Genomic DNA, 24,286 nt, shown 5'->3' with positions numbered 1-24,286 from the left:
GCGCAGGCTCCGCTCCCGCGCTCGACGTGCTCCGGCCCGCGGACCAGGCCGCTTCCGGCGAAGGACGGCATGGCCCACGCAGGGCGCGGTGACCGGCGTACGTCGCCGTGAACCGTGTACGACGAAGGGACCGGCTAGCTCGTCGCGTCCTCGCGGCGCACCGACAGCAGGTCCTCCAGCTGCTCCTCACGGGCCTGGGCGGCCACGAAGAGGAGTTCGTCGCCGGCCTCCAGGGAATCCTCCCGGGAGGGCGTAAGCACGCGGGTGCCGCGGATGATCGTCACCAGCGAGGTGTCCTCCGGCCACTCGACGTCGCCGACCGTCGTGCCGGCCAGGGCGGACTCCGGCGGCAGGGTCAGCTCGACGAGGTTGGCGTCGCCGTGGCTGAAGCGGAGCAGCCGCACCAGGTCGCCGACGCTGACGGCCTCCTCGACGAGCGCCGACATCAGGCGCGGGGTGGAGACGGCGACGTCCACGCCCCAGGACTCGTTGAACAGCCACTCGTTCTTGGGGTTGTTGACGCGGGCGACGACCCGCGGGACCCCGTACTCGGTCTTCGCGAGCAGGGAGACGACGAGGTTGACCTTGTCGTCTCCCGTGGCCGCGATGACCACGTTGCAGCGCTGCAGCGCGGCCTCGTCCAGGGAGGTGATCTCGCAGGCGTCGGCGAGCAGCCACTCCGCCTGCGGGACGCGCTCGACCGAGATGGCGGTCGGCGCCTTGTCGATCAGCAGGATCTCGTGGCCGTTCTCCAGCAGTTCGCCCGCGATCGAGCGGCCCACGGCACCGGCACCGGCAATGGCGACCCTCATCAGTGACCGGCCTCCTCTTCAGGTCCCTTGGCGAACGACGCCTCGACCTTGTCCACCTCGTCGGTGCGCATCATCACGTGCACCAGGTCGCCCTCCTGCAGCACCGTCTGCGAGGTGGGCAGAACCGCCTCACCCAGCCGGGTGAGGAAGGCGACCCGCACGCCCGTCTCCTCCTGGAGGCGGCTGATCTTGTGGCCCACCCACGTGGCGGAGGCGTGCACCTCGGCGAGCTGCACACCGCCCGTGGGGTCGCGCCACAGCGGCTCGGAGCCCGAGGGCAGCAGCCGGCGGAGCATCTGGTCGGCCGTCCAGCGGACGGTGGCGACGGTCGGAATACCCAGGCGCTGGTAGACCTCGGCGCGGCGCGGGTCGTAGATGCGCGCCGCGACGTTCTCGACGCCGAACATCTCGCGGGCCACCCGGGCGGCGATGATGTTCGAGTTGTCACCGCTGGAGACCGCCGCGAACGCGCCGGCCTCTTCGATGCCCGCCTCGCGCAGGGTGTCCTGGTCGAAGCCGACTCCGGTGACACGACGGCCGCCGAACCCGGAGCCCAGCCGACGGAAGGCGGTGGGGTCCTGGTCGATCACAGCGACCGTGTGCCCCTGTTGCTCCAAGTTCTGGGCTAGAGCGGAACCCACTCTTCCGCAGCCCATGATGACGATGTGCACGACCGTCCTTCCGCATATGAATGGTTACGGCTCAGGCTAAACAGGGTCTCAGACCGCCGCCCAAGCTACACACGCGCGGTCACCCAGGGGCACCCCTGTGCACGTTCGCCTGCGGTTTTTCGTGGAACGTCCGGGGAACCGATGAACGGAGGGTTTCAACGCCGTGTGATGCTGCGAACACTCGCGAGCGTCAGGATTCCGAGGCCGACGAGTCCGACGGTGGCGCCGATGAGCTCCGCGGACAGGTGCATGGGTCCTCCAGGGCGGTCGGGGGCGGGGGTTTTGTCATATAGACACGTGGACCTCACGGACAACGGAATCCGCAGCCGGAGCCCACCCCGTTTTCACCCGGAGAGCAGATGACGGCCCTAAGCGGGACGGCGGGTGGGCGATTGCCAGTTCGAACCCTTACGATTCCCTGTTGTGTCCAAACTGACCGACGTGCCCAAGCGGATTCTGATCGGGCGCGCACTGCGCAGTGACCGGCTGGGCGAAACGCTCCTGCCGAAGCGCATCGCCCTCCCCGTCTTCGCATCCGACCCGCTCTCCTCCGTGGCGTACGCGCCCGGAGAAGTTCTGCTGGTCCTTTCCATCGCGGGTGTGTCGGCCTACCACTTCAGCCCCTGGATCGCGCTCGCGGTCGTCGTGCTGATGTTCACGGTGGTCGCTTCCTACCGCCAGAACGTGCACGCGTACCCGAGTGGTGGCGGCGACTACGAAGTGGCCAACACCAATCTCGGTCCGCGGGCCGGCCTCACCGTCGCCAGCGCGCTGCTCGTCGACTACGTCCTCACCGTCGCCGTCTCCATCGCCTCCGGCATCGAGAACCTCGGCTCGGCGGTTCCCTTCGTGGTGGAGCACAAGGTCGCCTGCGCCGTCGCGGTCATCGTGCTGCTCACGCTGATGAACCTGCGCGGGGTCAAGGAGTCCGGAAAGCTCTTCGCGATCCCGACGTACGTCTTCGTCACGGGCGTCTTCCTCATGATCGCCTGGGGTGCCTTCCGCGGACTCGTGCTCGGCGACACCATGCTGGCGCCCACCGCCGACTACCACATCAAGGCCGAGCACCAGGGGCTCGCGGGCTTCGCCCTCGTCTTCCTGCTGCTGCGCGCCTTCTCGTCCGGCTGTGCGGCGCTCACCGGCGTCGAGGCGATCTCCAACGGAGTCCCCGCCTTCCGCAAGCCGAAGTCGAAGAACGCCGCGACCACGCTCGCGGCGATGGGCCTGCTCGCCGTCACCATGTTCTGCGGCATCATCGCCCTGGCCATGACCACCAAGGTGCGCATGGCGGAGAACCCCGCCACGGACCTGATCCACAACGGCGTGGCCGTCGGTTCCGACTACGTCCAGAACCCGGTGATCTCCCAGGTCGCCGAGGCCGTGTTCGGCAAGGACAGCTTCCTGTTCATCGTGCTGGCCGCCGCCACCGCGCTCGTCCTGTTCCTGGCCGCGAACACCGCGTACAACGGCTTCCCGCTGCTCGGTTCGATCCTCGCCCAGGACCGCTACCTGCCGCGCCAGCTGCACACCCGCGGCGACCGCCTGGCCTTCTCGAACGGCATCGTGCTCCTGGCCGGCGCCGCGAGCATGCTCGTCATCATCTACGGGGCCGACTCGACGCGCCTGATCCAGCTCTACATCGTCGGCGTCTTCGTCTCCTTCACGCTCAGCCAGATCGGCATGGTCCGCCACTGGAACCGCCACCTGGCCACCGAGACCGACCAGGCCAAGCGGCGCCACATGGTCCGCTCCCGGGCGATCAACGCCTTCGGCGCCTTCTTCACCGGGCTGGTCCTGGTCGTCGTCCTCGTCACCAAGTTCACGCACGGCGCCTGGGTCGCCCTGCTCGGCATGGTGATCTTCTACGCGACGATGACCGCGATCCGTAAGCACTACGACCGGGTCTCCGAGGAGCTGGCCGCCCCCGAGGGACCGTCCGACGACAGTGTCCGCCCCTCCCGCGTCCACTCCGTCGTGCTGGTCTCCAAGATCCACCGCCCGGCGCTGCGCGCCCTCGCCTACGCCAAGCTGCTGCGCTCCGACACCCTCGAAGCGCTCAGCGTCAACGTCGACCCGGCCGAGACCAAGACCCTGCGCGACGAATGGGAACGGCGCGGCATCGACGTACCGCTGAAGGTCCTCGACTCGCCCTACCGCGAGATCACCCGGCCGGTCATCGAGTACGTGAAGGGCCTGCGCAAGGAGTCGCCGCGCGACGCGGTGTCCGTGATCATCCCCGAGTACGTGGTCGGCCACTGGTACGAGCACCTGCTGCACAACCAGAGCGCCCTGCGCCTCAAGGGCCGGCTGCTGTTCACGCCCGGCGTCATGGTGACGTCCGTGCCCTACCAGCTGGAGTCCTCCGAGGCCGCGAAGCTGCGTGCCCGCAAGCGGCAGGACTGGAACGCGCCGGGTGCGGTGCGCCGCGGACCGGCCCACGAGCGGCCGAAGGAGCCCACTCCGAAGAAGTAGCGGCCGAGGGAGCCTGGCTCGAAGCGCCGGCGGGCGAGGGAGCCTGACCTGAAGCGTCGGCGGTCGAGGGAGCCCGGTCCGAAGCGCCGGCGGCCCGAGGGGAACGGCCTGAAGCGCCGACGGTCGAGGGAGCCCGGCTCGAAGCGCCGGCAGCCGAAGGGGAACGGCCTGAAGCGCCGGCGGTCGGGGAGCCCGGCTCGAAGCGCCGGCGGCTGAAGGAGAACGGCCCGAAGGGCTGCGCGCCGATGGGGCACGGCCCGGAGAACCGACGGGCGCGGGAAGCCCGCCGGAAGCACGTAGACTGGTGGGCTGTTGTCCGGCCGTTTCCCCCTTCTCATCTGGAGTCACCCCACCATGCAGGCAGAACCGAAGAAGTCGCTGGTGGGGGACGAGTACGAGGTCGAGATCGGCCCCGTGGCGCACGGCGGGCACTGCATCGCCCGGACGGACGAGGGCCAGGTCCTCTTCGTCCGCCACGCGCTGCCCGGTGAGCGCGTCGTCGCCCGGGTGACCGAGGGCGAGGAAGGGGCGCGGTTCCTGCGCGCCGACGCCGTGCGGATCATCGACGCGTCCAAGGACCGTGTCGAGGCGCCCTGCCCGTACGCGGGACCCGGCCGCTGCGGCGGCTGCGACTGGCAGCACGCCAAGCCCGGCGCGCAGCGCCGTCTCAAGGGCGAGGTCATCGCCGAGCAGTTGCAGCGTCTCGCGGGCCTCACGCCCGAGGAGGCCGGCTGGGACGGCACGGTGATGCCGGCCGAGGGCGACAAGCTGCCCGCGGGCGAGGTCCCGGCCTGGCGCACACGCGTGCAGTACGCCGTCGACCCGGACGGCAACGCCGGACTGCGCCGCCACCGCTCGCACGAGGTCGAGCCCATCGAGCGCTGCATGATCGCCGCCGAGGGCATCACCGAACTCGGCATCGAGGAGCGCGACTGGTCCGGCATGGCGGCCGTCGAGGCGATCGCCGCGACCGGCTCGCAGGACCGCATGGTGATCCTCGAACCCCGCCCCGGCGCGCGCCTCCCCCTCGTCGAGCTCGACAAGCCGGTCTCCGTGATGCGGGTCGCCGAACAGGACGGCGGCATCCACCGCGTCCACGGCCGCGCGTTCGTGCGTGAGCGCGCCGACGGCCGCACCTACCGGGTCGGCAGCGGCGGCTTCTGGCAGGTCCACCCGAAGGCCGCCGACACCCTCGTGAAGGCGGTCATGCAGGGCCTGCTGCCGCGCAAGGGCGACATGGCGCTCGACCTGTACTGCGGTGTCGGCCTCTTCGCGGGCGCCCTCGCGGACCGGATCGGCGACCAGGGCGCGGTCCTCGGCATCGAGTCCGGCAAGCGCGCGGTGGAGGACGCCCGGCACAACCTCGCCGCGTTCGACCGTGTCCGCATCGAACAGGGCAAGGTCGAGGCGATCCTCCCGCGCACCGGCATCTCCGAGGTCGACCTCATCGTCCTGGACCCGCCCCGGGCGGGCGCCGGCAAGAAGACGGTCGAGCACCTGTCGTCGCTGGGCGCGCGAAAGATCGCCTACGTTGCCTGCGACCCGGCGGCGCTGGCCCGGGACATCGCGTACTTCCGCGACGGCGGATACAAGGTGCGGACGCTGCGGGCGTTCGACCTTTTCCCGATGACGCATCACGTGGAGTGCGTGGCGATTCTGGAGCCGGTGAAGAAGGACGGCTGACCTGTTTTCCGTCTCCTGCACGTAGGACATCCCTTTCGATGACGCACGGCGGGGCACGAAGGTCCGCTGCCCGCTGCTCAACCAGCCTGGGAATGCCTCGCTGTCAGGCATCGTCGCCGGGTAGCACCGAGAGGAACGCGTCGATGTCCTGGCGGACGTAGCGCGAGACGTCGGTCAGGACGGCGACGGTTTCCTTGAGTTCGTGAGCCGGCCCCGGCGCGGTGGCCCAGACCTCTGGCTTTCTGGTGATGACCGCGTACAGCAGGTCATCGTCGAACCAGCCGCCGTCGGCTTGCTTCGGCGCGGTGTCCCGCAGAATATCCACGGCCAGGGGCAGCAGCCAGGGCAGCCCCACGTCCTGCCCGATCAGCCGGGCCAGCTCGTGCGGCTCCAGGGTTGCGACCGGTCGACGCCGCAGCTCGTACACGTTCCGGACCATAGGGGTCGTGTCCGCAGGAGGTACCGGCCAGCGCAGGCCCTCCAGCTCCTCAAGGGAGCGACCGCGGTCGAAGTCTTCGGGCATTCGTCGGGTCCTCTGCTTTGTGATGGCTTTCTGTGCGTCGTCGCGCAGCCCCAGTTCACGGCATTCCTCGGGGGCGAGCTCCAGGGGGTCCGTCCATCTGTCGCGAGCCGTGAGCCGTGAGCCGTGAGCCGTGAGCCGCGCGTAAGGCCCGCAACTGTGGTTCCTCCGCATCGGTCGCTGAGCCCTGTGCCGGCTCGGGGATGGTGCCGGTGTCCTCGCGGGGCCTCGCGGGGCCTCAGGGGGCAGTCCTCCGGCCCCGGCTCGTTGTCAGTGGTGACCGTTACTTTGGAATCACTGGAGATCGGCCGTGTCGGCTGACCGGGGCTTTTGGGGAGGGGTGTGCTGTGTCCGCTGCGCAGGCACGACAGGCGGGGATCACGACGTATCTGGAGCTGTCTCAGGAGAGCGGCGGTGCGCACAAGTTCTACGAGGTGACCGTCGAGGAGCTGACCGTCGTCGTGCGGTACGGGCGGATCGGTGTGGACGGGCAGCGGCAGCTCTCCACCTTCGCGACCGTCGAGAAGGCGAAGGCCGCGGCGGCGAAGAAGATAGCCGAGAAGGTGCGCAAGGGGTACGCGCCCGCCGTCCAAGGGCAGCGCGCGGCACGTCCTGTGACGCGCCGTCAGGTGACATCGGCCCCGTCCACGGCGCGGGCGACGGCCCCGGTGCTGTGGCGGTTCCGTACCGGAGCCTCGGCGTTCGGCATCCATGTGGACGAGGACCGCTGCTGGGTCGGCAACCAGCACGGCAACGTCTACAACCTGAGCCACTCCGGCGAGGTGTTGGCCCACTACTCGCTGCCCGACGGTGTGAAGTGCCTGGTGGCGGACGACTTCTGGATCTACGCCGGCTGCGACGACGGCCGCGTGTACGACCTCTCCTCGAAGGTGCCGTTCGCGGCCTACGAGATAGCGGCCGACGTGGACATCTTCTGGCTGGACATCCGTGCGGGCGTGCTGAACGTGGCCGATCGCAACGGCGGACTGACGGTCATCGACCATGAGGACGAACTCCAGTGGTCGCGCAACTCGTCCGGCGGCAACGCGTGGATGGTGCGCGCCGACGACCATGCCGTCTACCACGGGCACAGCCGCGGTGTGACGGCCTACGCGGCGGACGGCGCGAGCCAGCTCTGGCACACCGCCACCAGCGGCAATGTGCTCTTCGGATGGCAGGAGGAGGACGCGGTCTACGCGGGGACGGGGCGGCGGGTGGTCCAGCGGCTCGACAAGTCCACCGGGCGGATCGAAGCCACCTACCAGTGCGACGCCGCCGTGTACTCGTGTGCCACGTCCCCCGGCGGCCGGTATGTCTTCGCGGGTGACTCCTCTTCCTCCGTCTACTGCTTCACGGCCGACGGCACCCGGCTGTGGAAGCTCGGCACCGGTGGCGGCTCGGCGCTGTCGATGCAGTACCACGACGAGCGGCTGTACATCGTCTCCACGGACGGCTCGCTCGCCTGCATCGACGCGACCGAGGCCGCGATCAACGCCGCGCAGTCGGGCAGCGTCCCCGTCGCCGCGGACGTGAAGCTGGCGGCTGCCCTGCCGACGTACGCCCCGCTGACCGCGGCTGCCTCGGTCGCCACGGTGAGCACCGTTCCCGCGGCGGGGGACGGGGTGGTGGTCGAGTGCATCCAGGAAGGAGGGCGCGTGCGGGTCCATGTGGTCTCCGACGGCTATGAGCCGAGCTGGAACGTCCAGTTCCCGCGTGCGATACGCCAGCCCGGAGCCCGCTATGTGGTGGACGCGCTGCACTCCTCGCAGGGCGGCTTCTACCGAGTGCGCGGGGAGATCAAGCGTCTGGTGTGACGGGTGGAGTGGCGGGAGCGGTGTGCGTCGTGCGGTGCGGTGGCGCGGTGGTGTCGTGCGGTGCGGTGGTGCGGTGGTGCGGTGGTGCGGTGGTGTCACCGTGCTTCTCGTGCCGACCCACCGTGCCGCTAGCTGCTGGGTCTTTTTCTTAGACCCTCGTATGCTGGGCTGGTGAGGCGGACTTCGTTTGCGAACTGGCCCTGTTCCATCGCGCGCACGATGGATCTGCTCGGCGACTGGTGGACGCCGCTGGTTCTGAGGGAGGCGTTCTACGGGATCAAGCGGTTCGACGCGTTCCAGCAGGAGCTGGGCATCGCGCGCAACACGCTGACCGACCGGCTCCGCCGGCTGGTCGACGAGGGGCTCATGGAGAAGCGGGCCTATCAGGCGGACCCGGTGCGGTACGACTACGTGCTCACGGAGATGGGCCGCGACTTCTTCGGGGTCCTGGCCGCGATGAACAGCTGGGGCAACCGCTGGCTCAGTGGTGAGCAGGGGCCGCCGGTCGTCTTCCACCACGACCGCTGCGGGCACGAGAGCGACGCCGCGGTGGTGTGCGCCGACTGCGGCGAGCCGATGACGTCCGAGGACACCCGTCCGCGGCTCGGCCCCGGTTACCCGCCGCATCTCGCCGAGCGCCCGGACATCCGGAGCCGTTTCACCACTTGAGCGATCCAGCCGGCAGCGGCTGCTTGCCGCCGCCATGGTGATCGACTCCTTGCCCCAGCTCCCAGACCGTGGCCGGGTTCCCAACCTCAGGCAGCCCAGCCCCAGTACCTCAGGCAGCCCAGTCCCAGTCCCAGACCCGGTCCGGGTCCGGGTCCGCAGCCTCAGGCCCGATCCGGGTCCGCAGCCTCAGGCCCCGGTCCGCAGCCTCAGGTCCGGTCCAGGTCTCGGCCTCAGACCGGGCCGCGGTCCCTGGCCCCAGGTCGGGTGCACCTTCCGCTGTCGGCCCGTGCGTCGGCGGCGGTTTTCCTTGACAGGTGAGTCTATCTACGCAACTCTCAAGGTCAGAGCCCCATTCGGGCACATTTCCCGGGAGACCAGAGGAAGGCCGGAGACTCATGGAGTGGACGGGTGCGCGCTACGCGGACCAGCCGACCGTCGATGTGCGGACGCGGATCGACGCTCCGCCGGGGCGGGTGTGGGAGCTGGTGTCCGACATTCATCTGATGCCGGAACTGAGCGCGGAACTCCAGTCGGTCGAGTGGCTCGACGGGGCAACGGGACCGGCCGTCGGTGCCCGATTCGTGGGCCGCAGCAGGCACGAGTCGCTGGGGGAGTGGGAGACCACCTCGTATGTGCTGGAGTGCGAGCCGTGCCGGGCGTTCGCCTGGGCGGTGGCGGACCCCGAACAGCCCAGTGCCGTCTGGCGGTTCGGCCTGGAGGAGACGGACGGCGGCACCGAGCTGACCCAGTGGATGCGGATGGGGCCCGGCCGTTCCGGGCTCTCCTTCGCGATCGACCGGATGCCGGATAAGGAGCAGAAGATCGTGTTCGTACGGCTGCGGGAGTTCGAGCGGAGCATGACGGACACCGTCGCGGCGATCAGGAAGCTGGCCGAGAGCGTGGAAGGGGCGGGTGCGTGATGCGTACCTCTACGACGATCGAGGCGTCGGCGGGCGACTGGCGGGAGACCGTCGACTTCGTGGTCGAGGCCGAGAAGCTCGGGATGGACATCTGCTGGGTGGCGGAGGCCTGGGGTTCCGAAGCCCCTTCTCCGCTCGGCTACTTGGCGGCGCGGACCGAACGGATGCTGCTCGGCTCCGGGATCATCCAGCTCGGGACCCGTACTCCGGCGGCCATCGCACGGGCCGCGATCACGCTGTCCAACATCTCCGGCGGGCGCTTCCTTCTCGGCCTCGGCCCGTCCGGTCCCCAAGTGATCGAGGGACTGCACGGAGTGCCGTTCGCGCGCCCGCTGTCCCGGATGCGGGAGACCGTGGAGATCGTCCGGCAGGCGGTCGCCGGGGAGAAACTCTCGTACGAGGGCAAGGAGTTCACGATTCCGCTGCCGGGTGGTGAGGCACGGCCCATGCGGATGTCCATGCGCGCCGAGCACGACCTGCCCGTCTACCTCGCCACGCTCTCGCCGAAGATGCTCCGGCTGACGGGAGAGGTCGCGGACGGCTGGCTGGGCACCAGCTTCGTGCCCGAGGGGGCCAAGGAGGCGTACTTCGACCACCTGGAAGCGGGCCTCGCGGCGGCGGGCCGAACCCGCGCCGACCTCGACATCTGCCAGGGCGCCGAAGTGGCCTTCGCCGAGGACGAGGACGCGCTGCGCGCCATGGTCGCGGGCCGCAAGAAGGAACTCGCCTTCAGCCTCGGCGGAATGGGCTCCGCCACCACCAACTTCTACAACGCCGCCTACAGCAGGCAGGGTTGGGCGGAGATCGCCGCCGCGGTTCATGAGCGCTGGCAGGCCGGCGACCGGGACGGAGCCGCGGGGCTCGTGACCGACGAGATGGTCCTCGGCACCACCCTGATCGGCACCGAGGACATGGTCCGCGAACGGCTCCGCGTCTGGCGTGCCGCCGGTGTCGACACGGTCCGGTTCTACCCGGCGGGCGAGACCCTCGACGAACGGCTCACGACGCTGGGGCGCGCCCTGGATCTCGTGAACGATCTGAAGCCCGTCATCCCTGAGGAGCCCGTCGTCCCTAAGGAGCCCGTCATCGCTGAGGAGCCCGTCACCGACGCGGAGTCGGCTTCGACGACCGGTGTTGCGGGGGAGCCGACCGGGCGTTCCTGAGGACTGTGGTGTCGGCGGGGCTAACGGGTCCGTCGGCGCGAGGCCGGCTGCGGTGCGGGCAGGCGAAGGCGGCGATGCGGCGCAGCGTCGCGCGGTCGAGGCCGGGACCTGGACTCGGACCTGGACCGGGACCGGGACCTGGACCTGGACCCGGACAGGTTGTCCGTTCGGTTCCTTGCGGCAATCGTTCCGCCGATCGGGCGGCAGTCGACCATCACCCGATCGGCGGAGCCCCCGTGGCGGGGGAGAGGGCGGCGGGCGGAGGCTCGAACTCCCCGGTGCTTCCCGCACGGGGACGGCCAGCGGCCGACAGCGCATCGAGGTGGTCGAGCATGAGCCAGGACTCTTCGCAGCCTCCGAGCCCCCCGCCCGGCGGTGGCACGGGAGCCCAGCCGAGCGGCGGCGACATGCCGCTGTGGGGAGACCAGTGGTCCGGAGCCGCGCCCGCCGCGGGAGGGCTCGGGCCGCCGCCCACCGGCAACAGCGGCTGGGCGTCCGGTGGTGTCACCTTCGCGGGTGTCCTCCTGCTGGTGAACGGCGCCCTCAGCATCCTCCAGGGCATATCCGCGCTGGCCAAGGACGATGTCTACGCGCGCGTGAACGACTACGTCTACCGCATCAACCTCACCGGCTGGGGCTGGATCCTGCTGATCGTCGGCGTGATCTCGGCCGTCGTCGGCTGGGGAATCCTCAAGGACGCCGGGTGGGCCCGTGTCACCGGCATTCTGCTGGCCTCGCTGAGCATGCTCTTCCAGTTCATGTTCCTGCCGTACGCGCCGATCTGGTCGGTCATCATGATCGCCATCGACGTCTTCGTGATCTGGGCACTGGCCTCGTACCGGCCCGACGCCAGGCAGCCGCGCTGACGCACCCCTCCACGCAGCCCTCTCCGCGCACCCTTCCCTTCCCGTCCCGTCGCCGAGCGAGCGCCGCCGGGAACAGGGCGCCGGGAAGAGGGCGCCGAACGAGCGCGACGAGCGAGCGTCGCCGAGGCGCGGGCGCCGAGAAGAGCACCGCCGTATGCCGTCGCACCCCACGTACTGGACCGATCGGAACGAGACGCGCCATGGATGACGTGATCGACCGGACGCGGGCCGATCAGCGGTCCGCGCAACAGGACCGCAGCCCGGTGATCCCTCCGGCCCGCGGCGCCGTGGGCACGATCAGTGCTCTGGAGGCGTCGTGAGCTCCGGTGAGGTGAGCGGCGGTGGCGTGAGCGGCGGTGACGCGGGGGAGATCGCCGACCTGCGGGCCCGCGTCGCCGAACTGGAGCGACGGCGACCGATCGTCGAGCACCACCGCGTGCGGTCGTTCTTCGCGGTCGTGCTGATCCTTCTCGCGGCTCTGCTCACCCCGCTGAGCGCCGTGGCGGCCTGGACGAGCGATCTGGTCGGGGACACCGACCGCTATGTGGCCACCATGGAGCCGCTCGCCTCCGACCCGGACGTCCAGAACGCCGTCGCCGACCGGGTGACCAAAGCGGTGATGCAGCACGTGGACGTCCAGTCGCTGCTCGAATCGGTCGCCCCCGCCGACCGGCCCGAGCTGACCAAGGCCATCGGCCCGTTGAGCGGTCCGATCACCAGTGGCCTCACCGACTTCGTGCACAGCGTGGTGGACCGGTTCGTCAGCAGCGACGCGTTCGCCACGCTGTGGACCGAGCTGAACAGGAGAGCCCACTCCGCCGTCGACAAGGCGCTGACCGGAAGCGGCGGCGGAGCGGTGAAGCTCACCAACGACGCCGTCGTCATCGACCTCGCGCCTGTCATCGACCAGGTCAAGCAGTCGCTCGTCGACCGAGGCCTCGGCATCGCCGCGAAGATCCCCCAGGTGCACACCGACTTCACGGTGATGTCCTCCGAATCCATCGGCAAGGCCAAGAAGTTCTACCGGCTGCTCCAGATCGTCGGCTTCTGGCTGCCGGTGCTGACCCTCGTGCTGGCGGCGGGCGGTGTGCTGCTCGCCGTACGCAGGCGCCGTGCCCTCGTCACGGCGGCGCTAGCCGTGGCAGCCGGGGCCGCCCTCCTCGGCATCGCGCTCTGGGTCTTCCGGGCGCTCTATCTCGACGGCCTGCCGTCCGAGGTCTCCCAGCCCGCCGCGGGGGCGGTCTTCGACACGCTGGTGCGCTATCTGCGGACGTCGGTACGCGTGGTGATCACCCTCGGTGTCGTCGTGGCGCTGGCGGCCTGGCTGACCGGCAGTGGCCGGGCGGCCTCGCGGGTCCTGGCCGCGTGGACCGGCGGCATCGGCGCCGTGCGCGGTGCGACGGGGGTCGAGCTGGGAGCGGTAGGAGCGTGGGTGCACCGGGTCAAGATGTGGCTGAACTGGACCGTGGTCGCGGTCGCCGCCGCCGTCCTGCTGGTCTGGAACTACCCCACGGCCGCCGTCACCATCTGGATCGCCGTGCTGGCCCTGCTGGCCCTGGCCGTGGTCGAGTTCCTCGACGACGACGGCACCCCGCACCTGACCGGCACGCTCGACGGACCGGCAGCGGGACCGACGGCCAAGAGCCCGGCCTGACCGACCCGGCGGGTGTCAGGCCTGACCGGCGGTCATGAGCCCGATCGGTCCGACGGCGGGGGGATCGGGCGTACCAGGCCCGACTGGTAGGCGATGACGACGAGTTGGGCTCGGTCGCGGGCGGCGAGCTTGGTCATCGCGCGGTGCACATGAGTGCGTACGGTCAGGGGGCTGACGACCAGCTGTTCGGCGATCTCGGCGTTGGACCGGCCTTCGGCGGCCAGGGCCATCACTTCGCGTTCGCGGGCGGTGAGCGTGTCGAGCGCCTCGGGCGGTGCCACTGGGTCGCCCGGAGCCGGCGTGCTGAGGAACCGGCCGATGAGGGCACGGGTGGCGGCCGGGGAGAGCAGGGCTTCTCCGGAGGCGATGGTACGGATGCCGTCGAGGAGCGCGTCGGCGGCGACGTCCTTGCCGAGGAAGCCGCTGGCTCCGGCGCGCAGGGCCTGCGCGACGTACTCGTCGATCTCGAACGTGGTGAGGATCAGCACGCGCGTGGCCGACAGGTCCGGGTCGGCGCAGATGGCGGCCGTGGCGCTGAGGCCGTCGGTGCCGGGCATACGGATGTCCATGAGCACCACGTCGGGGTGGTGGACGCGGGCGAGGTCGACTGCTTCTCTGCCGTCGACGGCCTCGGCCACCACTTCGAGGTCGTCGCAGGAGTCGATCAGGATCCGGAAGGTGGCCCGCAGGAGGGCCTGGTCGTCGGCGAGCAGGACGCGGATGGTCATCGGGCGGGGTCTTTCATCGAGGAGGACGGACGGGTGGGGTTTCGTCGGGGAGGACGGAGGGGTCTCTTGACAGCGGATGGGGATCAGGGCACCTCTTCCGAGAGGCGGGGTCCTTCCTTCCGGGCGATGAACGGGGGAGGCTTCCAACTTCCAGGATGTTGAGCGGTGAGGCCTCCTGGGGATGAGTTGGGGGGCTTCCAGCATCCTTGGGCGATCAGTGGAGGGTTCCGGCATCGGGGGCGATGAGCGGGGGCCTTCCAGTGGGAGCGGGTGTCACGTACGGATCGGCAGTTCGGCGGTGACCGTGAAGCCGCCCTCCGGGCGGTACCCCGCCTGGAGTCGGCCGCCCGCCGACTGGGCACGCTCGCGCATCCCCATGAGGCCGAAGCCACCGCCCGGTGCCGGGGCGGCAGGGGCGGTGGCGTCACCGTCGTCGCTGATGGTGATGTTCACGTGGTCGTGGGTGTAGGCGAGCAGGACGCGCGCCGTCTTCGCGGCGGCGTGCTTGGCGACGTTGGTGAGCGCTTCCTGGACGATCCGGTACGCCGTCAGGTCCACGCCCGGTGACAGGGGCCGTTCCTCGCCCTGTGCGCTGACGGTGACTGTGAGTCCGGCAGCGGCGAACGCGTCGGTCAGGTCGCCGAGCCGACCGAGTCCGGGGGCCGGTTCGAGGGGCGCGTCGGGGTCGTCGGCCTGGCGCAACAGGCCGACGGTTGCCTTGAGTTCGCGCAGCGCCGACGACGTCGTACCGGCGAGGTCGTCGAGAATCGGCGGCACCTGGTCGGGGTGGGTGCGCGCGAGATGGGCCGCGGTGCCCGCCATGGCGTTGGCCAGTGCCATGTGGTGGGCGACGACGTCGTGCAGTTCGCGTGCGATGCGCATGCGCTCCTCGGCAACCCGGTACCGAGCCTCCTCCTCGCGGGTGCGTTCGGCGTGGTCGGCGCGGGCCTGGGCGGCCTCCAGATAGGCGTGGCGCAGCCGGGTCGCGCTGCCGAGAGCCAGCGGGGTGACGGCCCAGAATGCGGGGCCGATCGTCTTGAGGGGCCAGGGGTGGCCGTAGTGGTCGCCGGTCATGGCCGTGGTCACCAGCAGGGCGACGACGGCGAGCAGGGCGATGCGTCCCGTCCTGCGATCCGTGTACAGGGCGAGCGTGTACAGCGCGACCATGAGCGGTGCGAGCAGCAGCGGGGTGAGCAGGTAGCCCACCGCGCCGGCGGTGTTGGCGCAGACCGCGGTCACCGCGACCACTGTGCGGGGATGGCTGCGACGCCACCACAGAGCCACGGAACCTACGAACCCCAAGAGCAGGCCGGGCCACCAGGAGACCGCCTCCCCGGAGGGGCCCCTGAGGCTCGTTGCACTGCCGAGGAGGGTGAGGCCGAAGACCTGCCCGATGATGATCACTTCGATGATGCGGGGATGGTCGTCCACGTACCGCTTCACGCTGGTGATCATCGGGTCTCCGGTCGAGGTGGGCTGGGGTCCATGGTGGGTCCGTGGTGGGTCCATCGTGCGCGTGCCGGTGCGGGAACCGCGAACGCGGGCCGCCGCCCCGAGAAGGGCGGAGACGGTCAGCGAGATGCGCCGAAGCGCGGCTGAACCCGTCGAGAGACCAGTTGAGATCAGCAGAGCCCGGTCGAGCCCGGTCGAGAACCGTCGGGATCCGCGGGGCCGCCCGAGGAGTCACGGGCGGCCCCCGGAACAGGAGCCGATCGACGCGCGAGGGTTGTCCGACGCGGCAGCCGGCACGTGCGCGGGTCGTCAGACGCGGGCCGACTCCCGGCCGGCCGGGTCCTGCTGTGCGGGGACACTGGCGGACAGCCGGCTCAGCGCCTCGCCCTCCACGTCGACCTTGGGCAGGATCCTGTCCAGTCGGCGTGGCATCCACCAGGCCGCCTTGCCGAGCAGGGCGAGGACGGCCGGGACGAACGCCATGCGGATGACGAAGGCGTCGAACAGGACAGCGATCGCCAGGCCGAACCCGATCATCTTGATCATGGACTCGCCGGCCCCGATGAAGCCCGAGAACACGGCCATCATGATCAGCGCGGCGGCCACCACGACCCGGGCGCTGTGGCGGAACCCGGAGACGATTGCCTGCTCCGGCCGGTCCCCATGGACGTACGCCTCCCGCATCCGGGCGACGAGGAACACCTCGTAGTCCATCGCGAGGCCGAACACGATGCCCACCAGGAAGATCGGCATCATGCTCATGATCGGACCGGTGGTCTCGACGCCGAGCAGGTCCGCGCCCCAGCCCCACTGGAAGACCGCGACGACCGAGCCGAGCGCGGCCAGCACCGACAGGAGGAAGCCGACAGCCGCCTTGACCGGGACGAGGACGGACCGGAAGACGATCATCAGGAGCACGATCGCCAGACCCACCACGACGACGAGGTACGGGATCAGCGCGTCCTGCATCTTCTGCGCGATGTCGATGTTCATGGCGGTGGAGCCGGTGACCTCGAACTCCGCCCCGGTCGACGCCTCGGTCGCCGGTCGGTCGTCGCGGATGCTGTGGACCAGGTCCTGCGTCTTCTCGCTCGTCGGCGCCTCGGCCGGAACGGCGGAGAAGACGGCCGTGTCGCCCGACGGGTTGAAGCGCGCCCCCGACACGGAGACGACTCCCTCGGTGTCGCTGATCTTCTTCTCGATCGTCGCCACCGCCGCCTTCGCGTCGTCGGCGCCCCTGGCGTCCACCACGATGGTCAGTGGGCCGTTGAATCCGGGACCGAAGCCCTGGGCCAGGTCGTCGTAGGCGCGGCGTTCGGTGGTGGAGGTCGGCTTGGCCTCGTCGCCCGTCGTGCCCAGTTGCAGGCCTGTCACGGGGATGGCGAGGGCGCCGAGCCCGGCGACCGAGGCGAGCAGCACCGGCAGCGGGCGTCGCAGCACGAACCGGGCCCAGCGGGTGCCGCCGTTGTTCTCGGCGACCTTGTTCTCCGCGGTGCCGTCCCCGGCGATCCCGTTCTCGGCAGCTCCGATCCCGGTGGCCTTGATCCCGCCGGTCCGACCGCGCTTGCGGCCGTGCTTGCGGGCGTGCCGCGCCAGCACGGCGTTCGGCCAGAAGCCGAGCAGTGCCGGGACCAGGGTCAGCGCGATGACGACGCCGACCGCGACCGCTCCGGCGGCGGCCAGGCCCATCTTGGTGAGCAGGGGCACGCCGACGACCGAGAGACCGGCCAGCGCGATGACGACGGTGAGTCCGGCGAAGACGACCGCCGACCCGGCGGTGCCGACGGCGAGCCCCGCCGCCTCCTGCGGCGCGTGGCCCCTGGCACGCTCCTCCCGGTAGCGGGAGACGATGAACACGGCGTAGTCGATGCCGCAGGCGAGGCCGAGCATCGTGGCGAGCGTGCCGGTGGTCGAGGACAGGCCGAACGCACTGGCCAGCGCCATGATCGCGGCCATGCTGACGCCGACGCCGATGATCGCGGTCAGCAGCGGCAGTCCGGCCGCGGCCAGCGAGCCGAAGGTGATCAGCAGCACGAGCGTCGCGATGGCGATGCCGATGCCCTCGGCCGCGCCGCCCGCCTCGGGCTGGGTGGCCAGCGCGGTGCCACCCACCTCGACGGTCAGGCCCGAGTCCTGGGCCTCCTCGATCGATGCCTTCAAGGCGTTCTTGTCGGCGTCGGTGAGGTCGTCGGCCTTCTCCTTGAAGGTCACGGTGGCGTACGCCGTGGAGGCGTCCTCGCTGACCGCCTGCGCCCGGAACGGGCTCACCACGCTCGCGACCTGTGATCCGTCGGACGCCTCGGACACGAACTTCTCGATGACGGCACGGTTCCCGGACGTGGTGACCTTCTCCCCGTCCGGCGCGACGAACACGACCCGGGCGCTCGCTCCGTCGGCCTTCGAGCCGGGGAAGCGCTGCTCCATCAGGTCGAACGCCTTCTGCGACTCGATGCCAGGCATCGAGTTGCTCTGGTCGGGAGCGGCGGGCGCCGTGGCCGCGCCGAAGCCGACACCGGCGAGCACCGCCGCCCACAGCAGGGCGACGAGCAGACGTCGCCGAAAGGCCAGCCGGCCCAGTCGATAGAGGAAAGCAGCCACGAGCAGGGGTCTCCAGATCTGATCTCGGATACTTCCCCAAGGCTCGCGGGCGTACGGGTGCCATGTCGTCGTGCGCCTGCCGACAATCCGGACTACTGAGAACGCAGTACGTGGAGCTGAGAACGCAGTACGTGGAGAGGGGAACGTATCACGCGGAGCAGCGGGTAGTACGTGGAGCAGCGAACACAGGCGATGGCCGGGTCCGTCCTCCCCGCCGAGACCGTCCCCTGGCCGAAGCGGCTCGGCGCGACCGCACTTCCCCGCCCCGACGCCCCAGCCGTGCACCGGAGTTGACGGCCCGTTCGGTCGTCGACCCGCGCCTGCCGCACGTACCCCTGCGGGAGGCGCTCGGCGCGCTGTCCGTCGAGGTCGTGCGTGTCACCCTCGTCGGCGGACATCGGATCGCGACGCGACCGGGGCACCTGACAGATCGCGAACGGCGGGTTATGCTCCCCGCGATGATGACTCCCTTCGTGAACAGATCGGGGGACCCGTCCGCGCAAGGTGAGTGCTGATGCTCACTTCGACCGCGTACGAGGATTCCCTCCTCTCCTTCTGGCCGCGCGTGCGTGACTTCGCCGTGCCGCCCACCATGATCGAGACTGCGACCGCCCGCCGCCATCGCGGCGACTGGGCGGGGGCGTGCACCGCCGCAGGCATCGACATCGACCTGGATCTGCGTTCTCTGGCCCGCACCCACGGTCGCGATCTCGCGGCCGAAGTCCGTGCCGATCTACGCCATTTGACTCCCGACCTGCTGCGCTGGCACATGCCGAGAGTCGCTCCCGACGGGCTGTTGCGCCCCGGCCTCACCATCACGCTGGCCCGGTACGACCGTGCCGGGCGCGACGGCGTGCACCCGGTGCACCTCGTGGTCCGTACTCCGCCCGCCTGGGCGGACGGCGGCCAACGGATCAGCCTCGCCCTGTGGGACGGATCCCACGGCCCGGACGGCGACGGACGCGGATCCGCCCTGGACGCACACGCCCGCCGTCATCCGCACCCCCGTCCCAGCCGGCGGTTCCGCCTCGACCTGCACCGCCACCTGTGGGACGCCCGAAGGACCGGTGAACTGCGGGTCCGCTCCGGCGCCGACCGGCCGCCGGGCGACGCCCGTTCGGAGAACCCGGACCTCCCCGTGCCGGTGCCCCAGGGCCTGGGCTGCGCCGTCGACCGGTGGGCGGCCGAGGCGCTGATCGTGCTCCGCGCCGAGGGGCGGACGACCGACACCGATACCGATACCGACACCGGCGCCGACACCGGCGCCGACACCGGCATCGTCACCGTGCGGATCGGGTCCCGGCAGCGGCTGCTCCTGGACCTGGTGGCCGACCCGGCGGGAGCCGAGCCGCCCACCCCGCGGATCGCCCGGGCACCCGACGGCGGCGACCTCTCCGCCCTGCCGGTCCTGCCCGACGCCGCGACCTGGGTGCTGCCCGACCTGGCGCTGATCCGGGCCGGCGCGATCGAGGCCGGGCGACTGCATCCGCTGGTCGCCTCGGCGCTGGTACCGGAACACACCCCGGCCGTGTCCACCGGGAGCGCGGACCCGGCGGGACAGTCCCGCCTGGTCGAATGCCGGGGAGCCCGGCACCGGATCGGACTGGTCGACGGCGTACTGGCGCCACTGGACCACGACCCGGCCGAAATCCGCCGGGAGGAGCTGCTGGTCGCACTGACCGGTACGCCGCTGCCCTGCCTCCGGGCCATCGACGAGGCGCACCGGCAGCCGCACTGCCTCTCCGGAGTCCGTGAACGACTGCACCACGGAGACACCACCGGTGCGCTGGCCGTCGTCGAAGGGCTGCTGGGCCCCGACGCGGTGCTGCGCAGCGGCGCCCTGCAGGACGAACTCCGGGCGGCCGCGCTGCGTCGCCTCACCTACGGACTGTTCAGGGCGGGCCTGGCCGGTCCCGCACAGGGCCGCGTCCTCCCGGGGCCCGACCGTCCCCGGAGCCACCGCTCCCGTCCACGTCATACGACCGGCCGCTGACCGCCCGCTGAAAGACAGTTGACCGCCCCGGCGGTCCCGTACCCCTGCGCCCACGCGGCCCACCACGAACCCCAAAGGTGATCAACCATGCCCACATGCACCCCGTTTGCCGAAACAGAAACAGAAACAGGAGCAGAGACAGAGACAGAGACAGAGACAGAGACAGGAACAGAAACAGGAACAGAAACAGGAACAGAAACAGGAGCAGGAGCAGAGACAGAGACAGAGACAGAGACAGAGACAGGAACAGAAACAGGAACAGAAACAGGAGCAGGAGCAGGAGCAGTGACAGGAGTCGAAGCAGAAGCCGAAGCCTTCGCCGACCCGGCAGGAGTCGCCCAACTCGACGTCGCAGACGCCCTGTTGACCATGCTTCGCGACACCGGCACCGAACCGCGTCCCGACAGCCAGCTGGAGGCCCTGACCCTCGCCGTCGCCGCCGACCTGCCCGTACTCCTGTGGGGTGAGCCGGGGATCGGCAAGACCGCGGCCCTGACCCAGCTCGCCGAGACCCTGGACCTGCCGCTCACCACGGTGATCGCCAGCGTCCACGAGCCGTCCGACTTCTCCGGGCTGCCCATCCTCGGCGACGATCCCGCCGAACAGGGCGTTCCCATGGCCCCGCCGGACTGGGCTGTACGACTCGTACGCGCCGGCCGGGGACTGCTGTTCCTGGACGAACTGTCCACCGCGCCTCCGGCCGTTCAGGCGGCGCTGCTCCGTCTCGTCCTCGAACGCCGAATCGGAACCCTGCAACTGCCGCCCGGCGTAAGGATCGTGGCCGCCGCGAACCCCCGCTCCTCCGCGGCCGACGGCTGGGAACTGAGCCCTCCGCTGGCCAACCGGTTCGTCCATCTCCAGTGGGTCCATGACCACGAGGTCGTCGTCCGTGGGCTCGGCGGCACCTGGCCGCGCGCGACACTGCCACGGCTCGACCCGCGGAAACTGCCGGAGGCCGTGGACTTCGCCCGCCGCGCGGTGTGCGGGCTGCTCGACGCCCGCCCCGCACTCGTCCACCGGCTGCCCAGCAGCGAGACCCGCCGCGGCGGTGCCTGGCCCTCACCCCGGAGCTGGGACATGACCCTGAGCCTGATCGCCTTCGCGACCGCCGCCGGCTCCTCCCGGGAAGTGCTCTCCCTGCTGGTCAGAGGCGCGGTGGGGGACGGTCCGGGACTGGAGCTGCTGGCGAGCCTGGACCGGATGGACCTGCCCGACCCCGAGACACTGCTCGCCGACCCGGCGGGCGCCGTCCTGCCCGAGCGGGGGGATCTGCGTCAGGCCGTCCTCGACGGCGTGGTGGCCGCGGTCCGCAAACGCCCCGAGAAGGCGCGCTGGGACGCCGCCTGGGCCCTGCTGGTCCGGGCGCTGGACACCGGCGCCCCGGACCTGGTGGTCGTTCCCGCGACCACCCTCGCGACCCTGCGGCAGGAGGACTGGGACGTCCCGGCGTCGATCGAGCGGCTGACCGGAGCGGTGACCCTGTCCCGGCGCGCGGACGACGCGGCGGCCCGCTCCGCGGTCGCCACGAAGGCGGGACGATGACGGCGGGCGCACCGGGGGCTCTGGACCTCGAAAAGCTCTTCGCCGCCCGCCTGCATGCCGCGCGGGTCCGGCCCTATCTGGCGACCGCCCTGTTCGCCCTGCACACCGTCGAGTCGCGGTGGGTGCCGACGATGGCCGTGGACCGGCACTGGCGGTGCTACGTCTCGCCCGGGTTCGTGGACCGGACGCCCGTCGAGGACCTGGCCGGAGTCTGGGTGCACGAGGTGTCGCACCTGCTGCGCGACCACCACGGCCGCAGCGAACGGGTCGCCCGCGAGCGCGGACTCACGGGTCCCGGGGAGCGGTTGCGGATGAACATCGCCGCGGACTGCGAGATCAACGACGACGCGTTCGGCGAAGGGCTCGTCCGGCCCGAGGGCGCCGTCACGCCGCAGCTCCTGCGACTGCCCCCGGGCGAACTCATGGAGGACTATCTCCGCCGGTTCCGGCTCGGGCCGCTCACGCAGGACCTGGCCTGGCTGGACTGCGGCAGTGGCGCCGACGGACGCGAACGGGAGTGGGACCTCGGGCCGGACGGCGCGCACGGCCTCAGCGCGCAGGAACGCGACGCGGTCCGGTTCCGGGTCGCGCAGGGCATCAAGGCCCGCCCGGGGAAGAGCCCGCAGGGATGGCAGCGGTGGGCGGAGGAGGCCTTCCATCCGCCGCAGCCGTGGCGGGAGTTGCTGGGGGCCGCGGTCCGCTCCGCGGCTTCGGGGTCCGGCGTGGGCGAGGACTACACCTACGGCCGGCCGTCGCGGCGCGCGGCGGGCGTGCCCGGCGTCGTCCTGCCGAGCCTGCGCCGCAGACCGCCCCGGGTCTCGGTGGTGATCGACACCTCCGGGTCGGTCAGCGACGCGGAACTGGGCAGCGCGCTCCTCGAAGTCTCCGCCATCTCCCGTGCCGTGGGCGGCCGTCGGGACCTGATCACCGTGGTGTCGTGCGACGCGGCGGCCGGGATCGCCCATCCGCTGTGCCGCGCCGAGGGCATTCCGCTGATGGGCGGCGGCGGTACGGATCTGCGCTCGGGATTCGCCGCCGCGCTGCGGGCACAGCCGCGCCCCGATGTCGTCGTGGTCCTCACGGACGGGCAGACCCCCTGGCCGGAATCGCGACCCCCGTGCCGGACGGTCGTGGGTCTCTTCTCCCGCCAGGAGTCGGACGACTCATGGGACGAGGACGACCCCGACTACGTGCCGGACCGGCCGCCCGAGTGGGCCCGCGTGGTCGAGATCGGGTCGGTTCCGGCGGGTCGGTGAAGCCCTCGGGCGGGCACGCACGCAGGCCGCTGTGCGGGGCGAATCCGGCCGAAGGGCGGACCGGACGGCGGGCCGGACGGCCCTGGTGACGGGCGCTCGGCCACCCTGGTCGTACGACGGCCGGACAAGCCCGGTCGGTACGGCGGGTCGGGGTCGGTCGGTACGGGAGTGCAGGTCCGGTCGGTACGGCGTGTCGGGATCGGTCGGTACAGGGGTGGAGGTCCGGTCGGTACGGCGTGTCGGGATCGGTCGGTACAGGGGTGCAGGTCCGGTCGGTACGGGGGTGGAGGTCCGGTCGGTACGGGAGTGGGGCGAGCCCGGTTCGTACGACGGCTGAACAGGTCTGCTGGTACGGCGTGTTGGGGGGCTGGACCGATGGCCTGGACCGACGGGCCTGGACGCGGCCGGTGTGCTGGACGATCTGTGTCTGACGCCCGATACGGCAGGCCGGCCGGGGAGAGCTACACGCTGTACCCCCCGTCCACCCCCAGCGCCTGTCCCGTGATGAAGCCCGCGCGGTCCGAGGCCAGGAACGCGACGGCCTCGGCGATGTCCCCCGCGGTGCCGAAGCGGCGCAGGGGAATGTTGCGGCGGGTGATCTCCAGGGCCGCGTCGTCGAGTTCGCCGGAGCTGATCAGGCGGGCGGCGATGCCGTCGGTGAGCATGCCGGGCCCGACGCAGTTCACCCGGACGCCGTAGCGCCCTTCTTCCGCGGCCAGGGCACGGGCGACGGCCTCGACCGCCCCTTTGGTGCCCGAGGAGAGTCCGTCGCGGACGGGGAACCGGCGGGTGGCCACGGTGGTGACGGCGACGACGCTGCCCCGGCTCTCCCGCAGCAAGGGCAGCGCGGGATGCACCAGATTGAAGAAACCCCCCGCGTCCGCGTCGAGTTGGGCGCGGTACCGGCTCGGCGTGACCTTGCTCAGATGCACCATCGGCACATGCGGACCGGCCGCGTAGACGAGGGTGTGCAGGCCGCCGAACGCCGCGGCAGCCTCGGACACGGCGGCGGCGACGGCCTGCTCCTCTCCCAAGTCGAGCCGCAGAGCCATGACATGACGGTCCTGCTCCGCGAACTCCTCCGCGATCTCCCGGGCGAGCGAGTCGGCGGCCGCCCGGCTGGAGCGATACGTGAACGCCACGTCGCTGCCCCGCTCGGCCAGCATCCGTACGATCGCGGCGCCGATACCGCCGGTGCCGCCCGCGACGAACGCGACACCCTTCCGATGCGAGAAATCCGCTCGTTGCGAGAAGTCCGACGTCTCCGACATCACAGTCCCAGGGATTTGGCGATCATGACCTTCATGACCTCGCTGGTCCCGGCGTAGATCCGGATGATGCGCGCGTCCGTGGACAGCCGGGCGATGGGATATTCCAGCATGTTCCCGTACCCGCCGAACAGTTGCGGGCACCGATCCACCGCCCGTCGTTCCTCACGGCAGAGCACGCTCACCGCCCGCCGCCCGTTCGGCC

General features: G+C 70.9%; 18 protein-coding genes and 1 pseudogene. 11 read left to right on the top strand and 8 right to left on the bottom strand.

Features of this window, described 5'->3' with window-relative positions:
* Positions 1-134: 134 nt before the first annotated feature.
* Both OOK38_RS03900 and OOK38_RS03895 read right to left on the bottom strand, forming a co-directional pair.
* Positions 135-812: a TrkA family potassium uptake protein gene (locus OOK38_RS03900; protein WP_266763472.1), complete on the bottom strand. Its 678-nt coding sequence runs from the start codon at positions 810-812 to the stop codon at positions 135-137.
* Positions 812-1,483, bottom strand: coding sequence for a TrkA family potassium uptake protein (locus OOK38_RS03895; protein WP_266763473.1), 672 nt, complete (start codon positions 1,481-1,483; stop codon positions 812-814). The genes OOK38_RS03900 and OOK38_RS03895 overlap by 1 nt, the downstream gene beginning before the upstream one ends.
* Before the next feature lie 423 nt (positions 1,484-1,906).
* On the opposite strand from OOK38_RS03895, the gene OOK38_RS03890 reads away from it, so the two are divergent.
* Positions 1,907-3,955 carry an APC family permease gene (locus tag OOK38_RS03890; RefSeq protein WP_266763474.1) on the top strand — a complete coding sequence of 683 codons (2,049 nt, stop codon included), beginning with the start codon at positions 1,907-1,909 and terminating at the stop codon, positions 3,953-3,955.
* Positions 3,956-4,309: 354 nt separating this feature from the next.
* On the top strand, positions 4,310-5,638 hold the full coding sequence (locus OOK38_RS03885; protein ID WP_266763475.1) for a class I SAM-dependent RNA methyltransferase: 1,329 nt from the start codon (positions 4,310-4,312) through the stop codon (positions 5,636-5,638).
* A gap of 103 nt (positions 5,639-5,741) precedes the next feature.
* On the opposite strand, the gene OOK38_RS03880 is transcribed toward OOK38_RS03885, so the two are convergent.
* Complete coding sequence (locus OOK38_RS03880; RefSeq protein WP_266763476.1) at positions 5,742-6,161, bottom strand: contact-dependent growth inhibition system immunity protein; 420 nt, start codon at positions 6,159-6,161, stop codon at positions 5,742-5,744.
* A 344-nt stretch (positions 6,162-6,505) separates the two neighbouring features.
* On the opposite strand from OOK38_RS03880, the gene OOK38_RS03875 reads away from it, so the two are divergent.
* From OOK38_RS03875 to OOK38_RS03850, 6 genes are all read left to right on the top strand, one after another.
* The gene (locus tag OOK38_RS03875; RefSeq protein WP_266763477.1) at positions 6,506-7,972 is read left to right on the top strand and encodes a WGR domain-containing protein; all 1,467 of its coding nucleotides are present in this window, start codon (positions 6,506-6,508) and stop codon (positions 7,970-7,972) included.
* A 171-nt stretch (positions 7,973-8,143) separates the two neighbouring features.
* On the top strand, positions 8,144-8,641 hold the full coding sequence (locus OOK38_RS03870) for a helix-turn-helix domain-containing protein (protein ID WP_266763478.1): 498 nt from the start codon (positions 8,144-8,146) through the stop codon (positions 8,639-8,641).
* Between the two features lie 395 nt (positions 8,642-9,036).
* On the top strand, positions 9,037-9,561 hold the full coding sequence (locus tag OOK38_RS03865) for an SRPBCC family protein (RefSeq protein WP_266763479.1): 525 nt from the start codon (positions 9,037-9,039) through the stop codon (positions 9,559-9,561).
* Positions 9,561-10,724, top strand: a complete 1,164-nt coding sequence (locus tag OOK38_RS03860; protein ID WP_266765895.1) for an LLM class flavin-dependent oxidoreductase — start codon at positions 9,561-9,563, stop codon at positions 10,722-10,724. The genes OOK38_RS03865 and OOK38_RS03860 overlap by 1 nt, the downstream gene beginning before the upstream one ends.
* Positions 10,725-11,056: 332 nt before the next feature.
* A complete protein-coding gene (locus tag OOK38_RS03855) occupies positions 11,057-11,590 on the top strand; it encodes a hypothetical protein (RefSeq protein ID WP_266763480.1) in 534 nt (177 codons plus the stop codon).
* Between the two features lie 316 nt (positions 11,591-11,906).
* Positions 11,907-13,244, top strand: a complete 1,338-nt coding sequence (locus tag OOK38_RS03850; protein ID WP_266763481.1) for a hypothetical protein — start codon at positions 11,907-11,909, stop codon at positions 13,242-13,244.
* 32 nt (positions 13,245-13,276) lie between these two features.
* Here the strand turns inward: OOK38_RS03850 and OOK38_RS03845 are convergent, their stop codons facing one another.
* The 3 genes from OOK38_RS03845 to OOK38_RS03835 all read right to left on the bottom strand — a co-directional run bounded on the left by OOK38_RS03845 (position 13,277) and on the right by OOK38_RS03835 (position 18,022).
* A complete protein-coding gene (locus OOK38_RS03845; RefSeq protein WP_266763482.1) occupies positions 13,277-13,972 on the bottom strand; it encodes a response regulator transcription factor in 696 nt (231 codons plus the stop codon).
* A gap of 273 nt (positions 13,973-14,245) precedes the next feature.
* Positions 14,246-15,427 carry a sensor histidine kinase gene (locus OOK38_RS03840; protein ID WP_266763483.1) on the bottom strand — a complete coding sequence of 394 codons (1,182 nt, stop codon included), beginning with the start codon at positions 15,425-15,427 and terminating at the stop codon, positions 14,246-14,248.
* Positions 15,428-15,733: 306 nt separating this feature from the next.
* Complete coding sequence (locus OOK38_RS03835) at positions 15,734-18,022, bottom strand: MMPL family transporter (protein ID WP_266763484.1); 2,289 nt, start codon at positions 18,020-18,022, stop codon at positions 15,734-15,736.
* 514 nt (positions 18,023-18,536) lie between these two features.
* Here OOK38_RS03835 and OOK38_RS03830 point away from each other — a divergent pair.
* The 3 genes from OOK38_RS03830 to OOK38_RS03820 all read left to right on the top strand — a co-directional run bounded on the left by OOK38_RS03830 (position 18,537) and on the right by OOK38_RS03820 (position 22,813).
* Positions 18,537-20,015 carry a hypothetical protein gene (locus tag OOK38_RS03830; protein ID WP_266763485.1) on the top strand — a complete coding sequence of 493 codons (1,479 nt, stop codon included), beginning with the start codon at positions 18,537-18,539 and terminating at the stop codon, positions 20,013-20,015.
* Between the two features lie 369 nt (positions 20,016-20,384).
* Positions 20,385-21,557: a MoxR family ATPase gene (locus OOK38_RS03825; RefSeq protein ID WP_266765896.1), complete on the top strand. Its 1,173-nt coding sequence runs from the start codon at positions 20,385-20,387 to the stop codon at positions 21,555-21,557.
* Positions 21,554-22,813: a VWA-like domain-containing protein gene (locus OOK38_RS03820; RefSeq protein WP_266763486.1), complete on the top strand. Its 1,260-nt coding sequence runs from the start codon at positions 21,554-21,556 to the stop codon at positions 22,811-22,813. The genes OOK38_RS03825 and OOK38_RS03820 overlap by 4 nt, the downstream gene beginning before the upstream one ends.
* Before the next feature lie 461 nt (positions 22,814-23,274).
* On the opposite strand, the gene OOK38_RS03815 is transcribed toward OOK38_RS03820, so the two are convergent.
* Both OOK38_RS03815 and OOK38_RS03810 read right to left on the bottom strand, forming a co-directional pair.
* A complete protein-coding gene (locus OOK38_RS03815) occupies positions 23,275-24,084 on the bottom strand; it encodes an SDR family NAD(P)-dependent oxidoreductase (RefSeq protein WP_266763487.1) in 810 nt (269 codons plus the stop codon).
* Positions 24,084-24,269, bottom strand: a pseudogene (locus OOK38_RS03810) (acyl-CoA dehydrogenase family protein); the annotation flags it as partial. The pseudogene OOK38_RS03810 and the gene OOK38_RS03815, both read right to left, overlap by 1 nt.
* Positions 24,270-24,286 lie beyond the last annotated feature (17 nt).

It is taken from the genome of Streptomyces sp. NBC_00568 (genome assembly GCF_026341855.1).
GTDB lineage: Bacteria > Actinomycetota > Actinomycetes > Streptomycetales > Streptomycetaceae > Streptomyces.
This window is presented reverse-complemented; position numbering and strand designations above follow the sequence as displayed.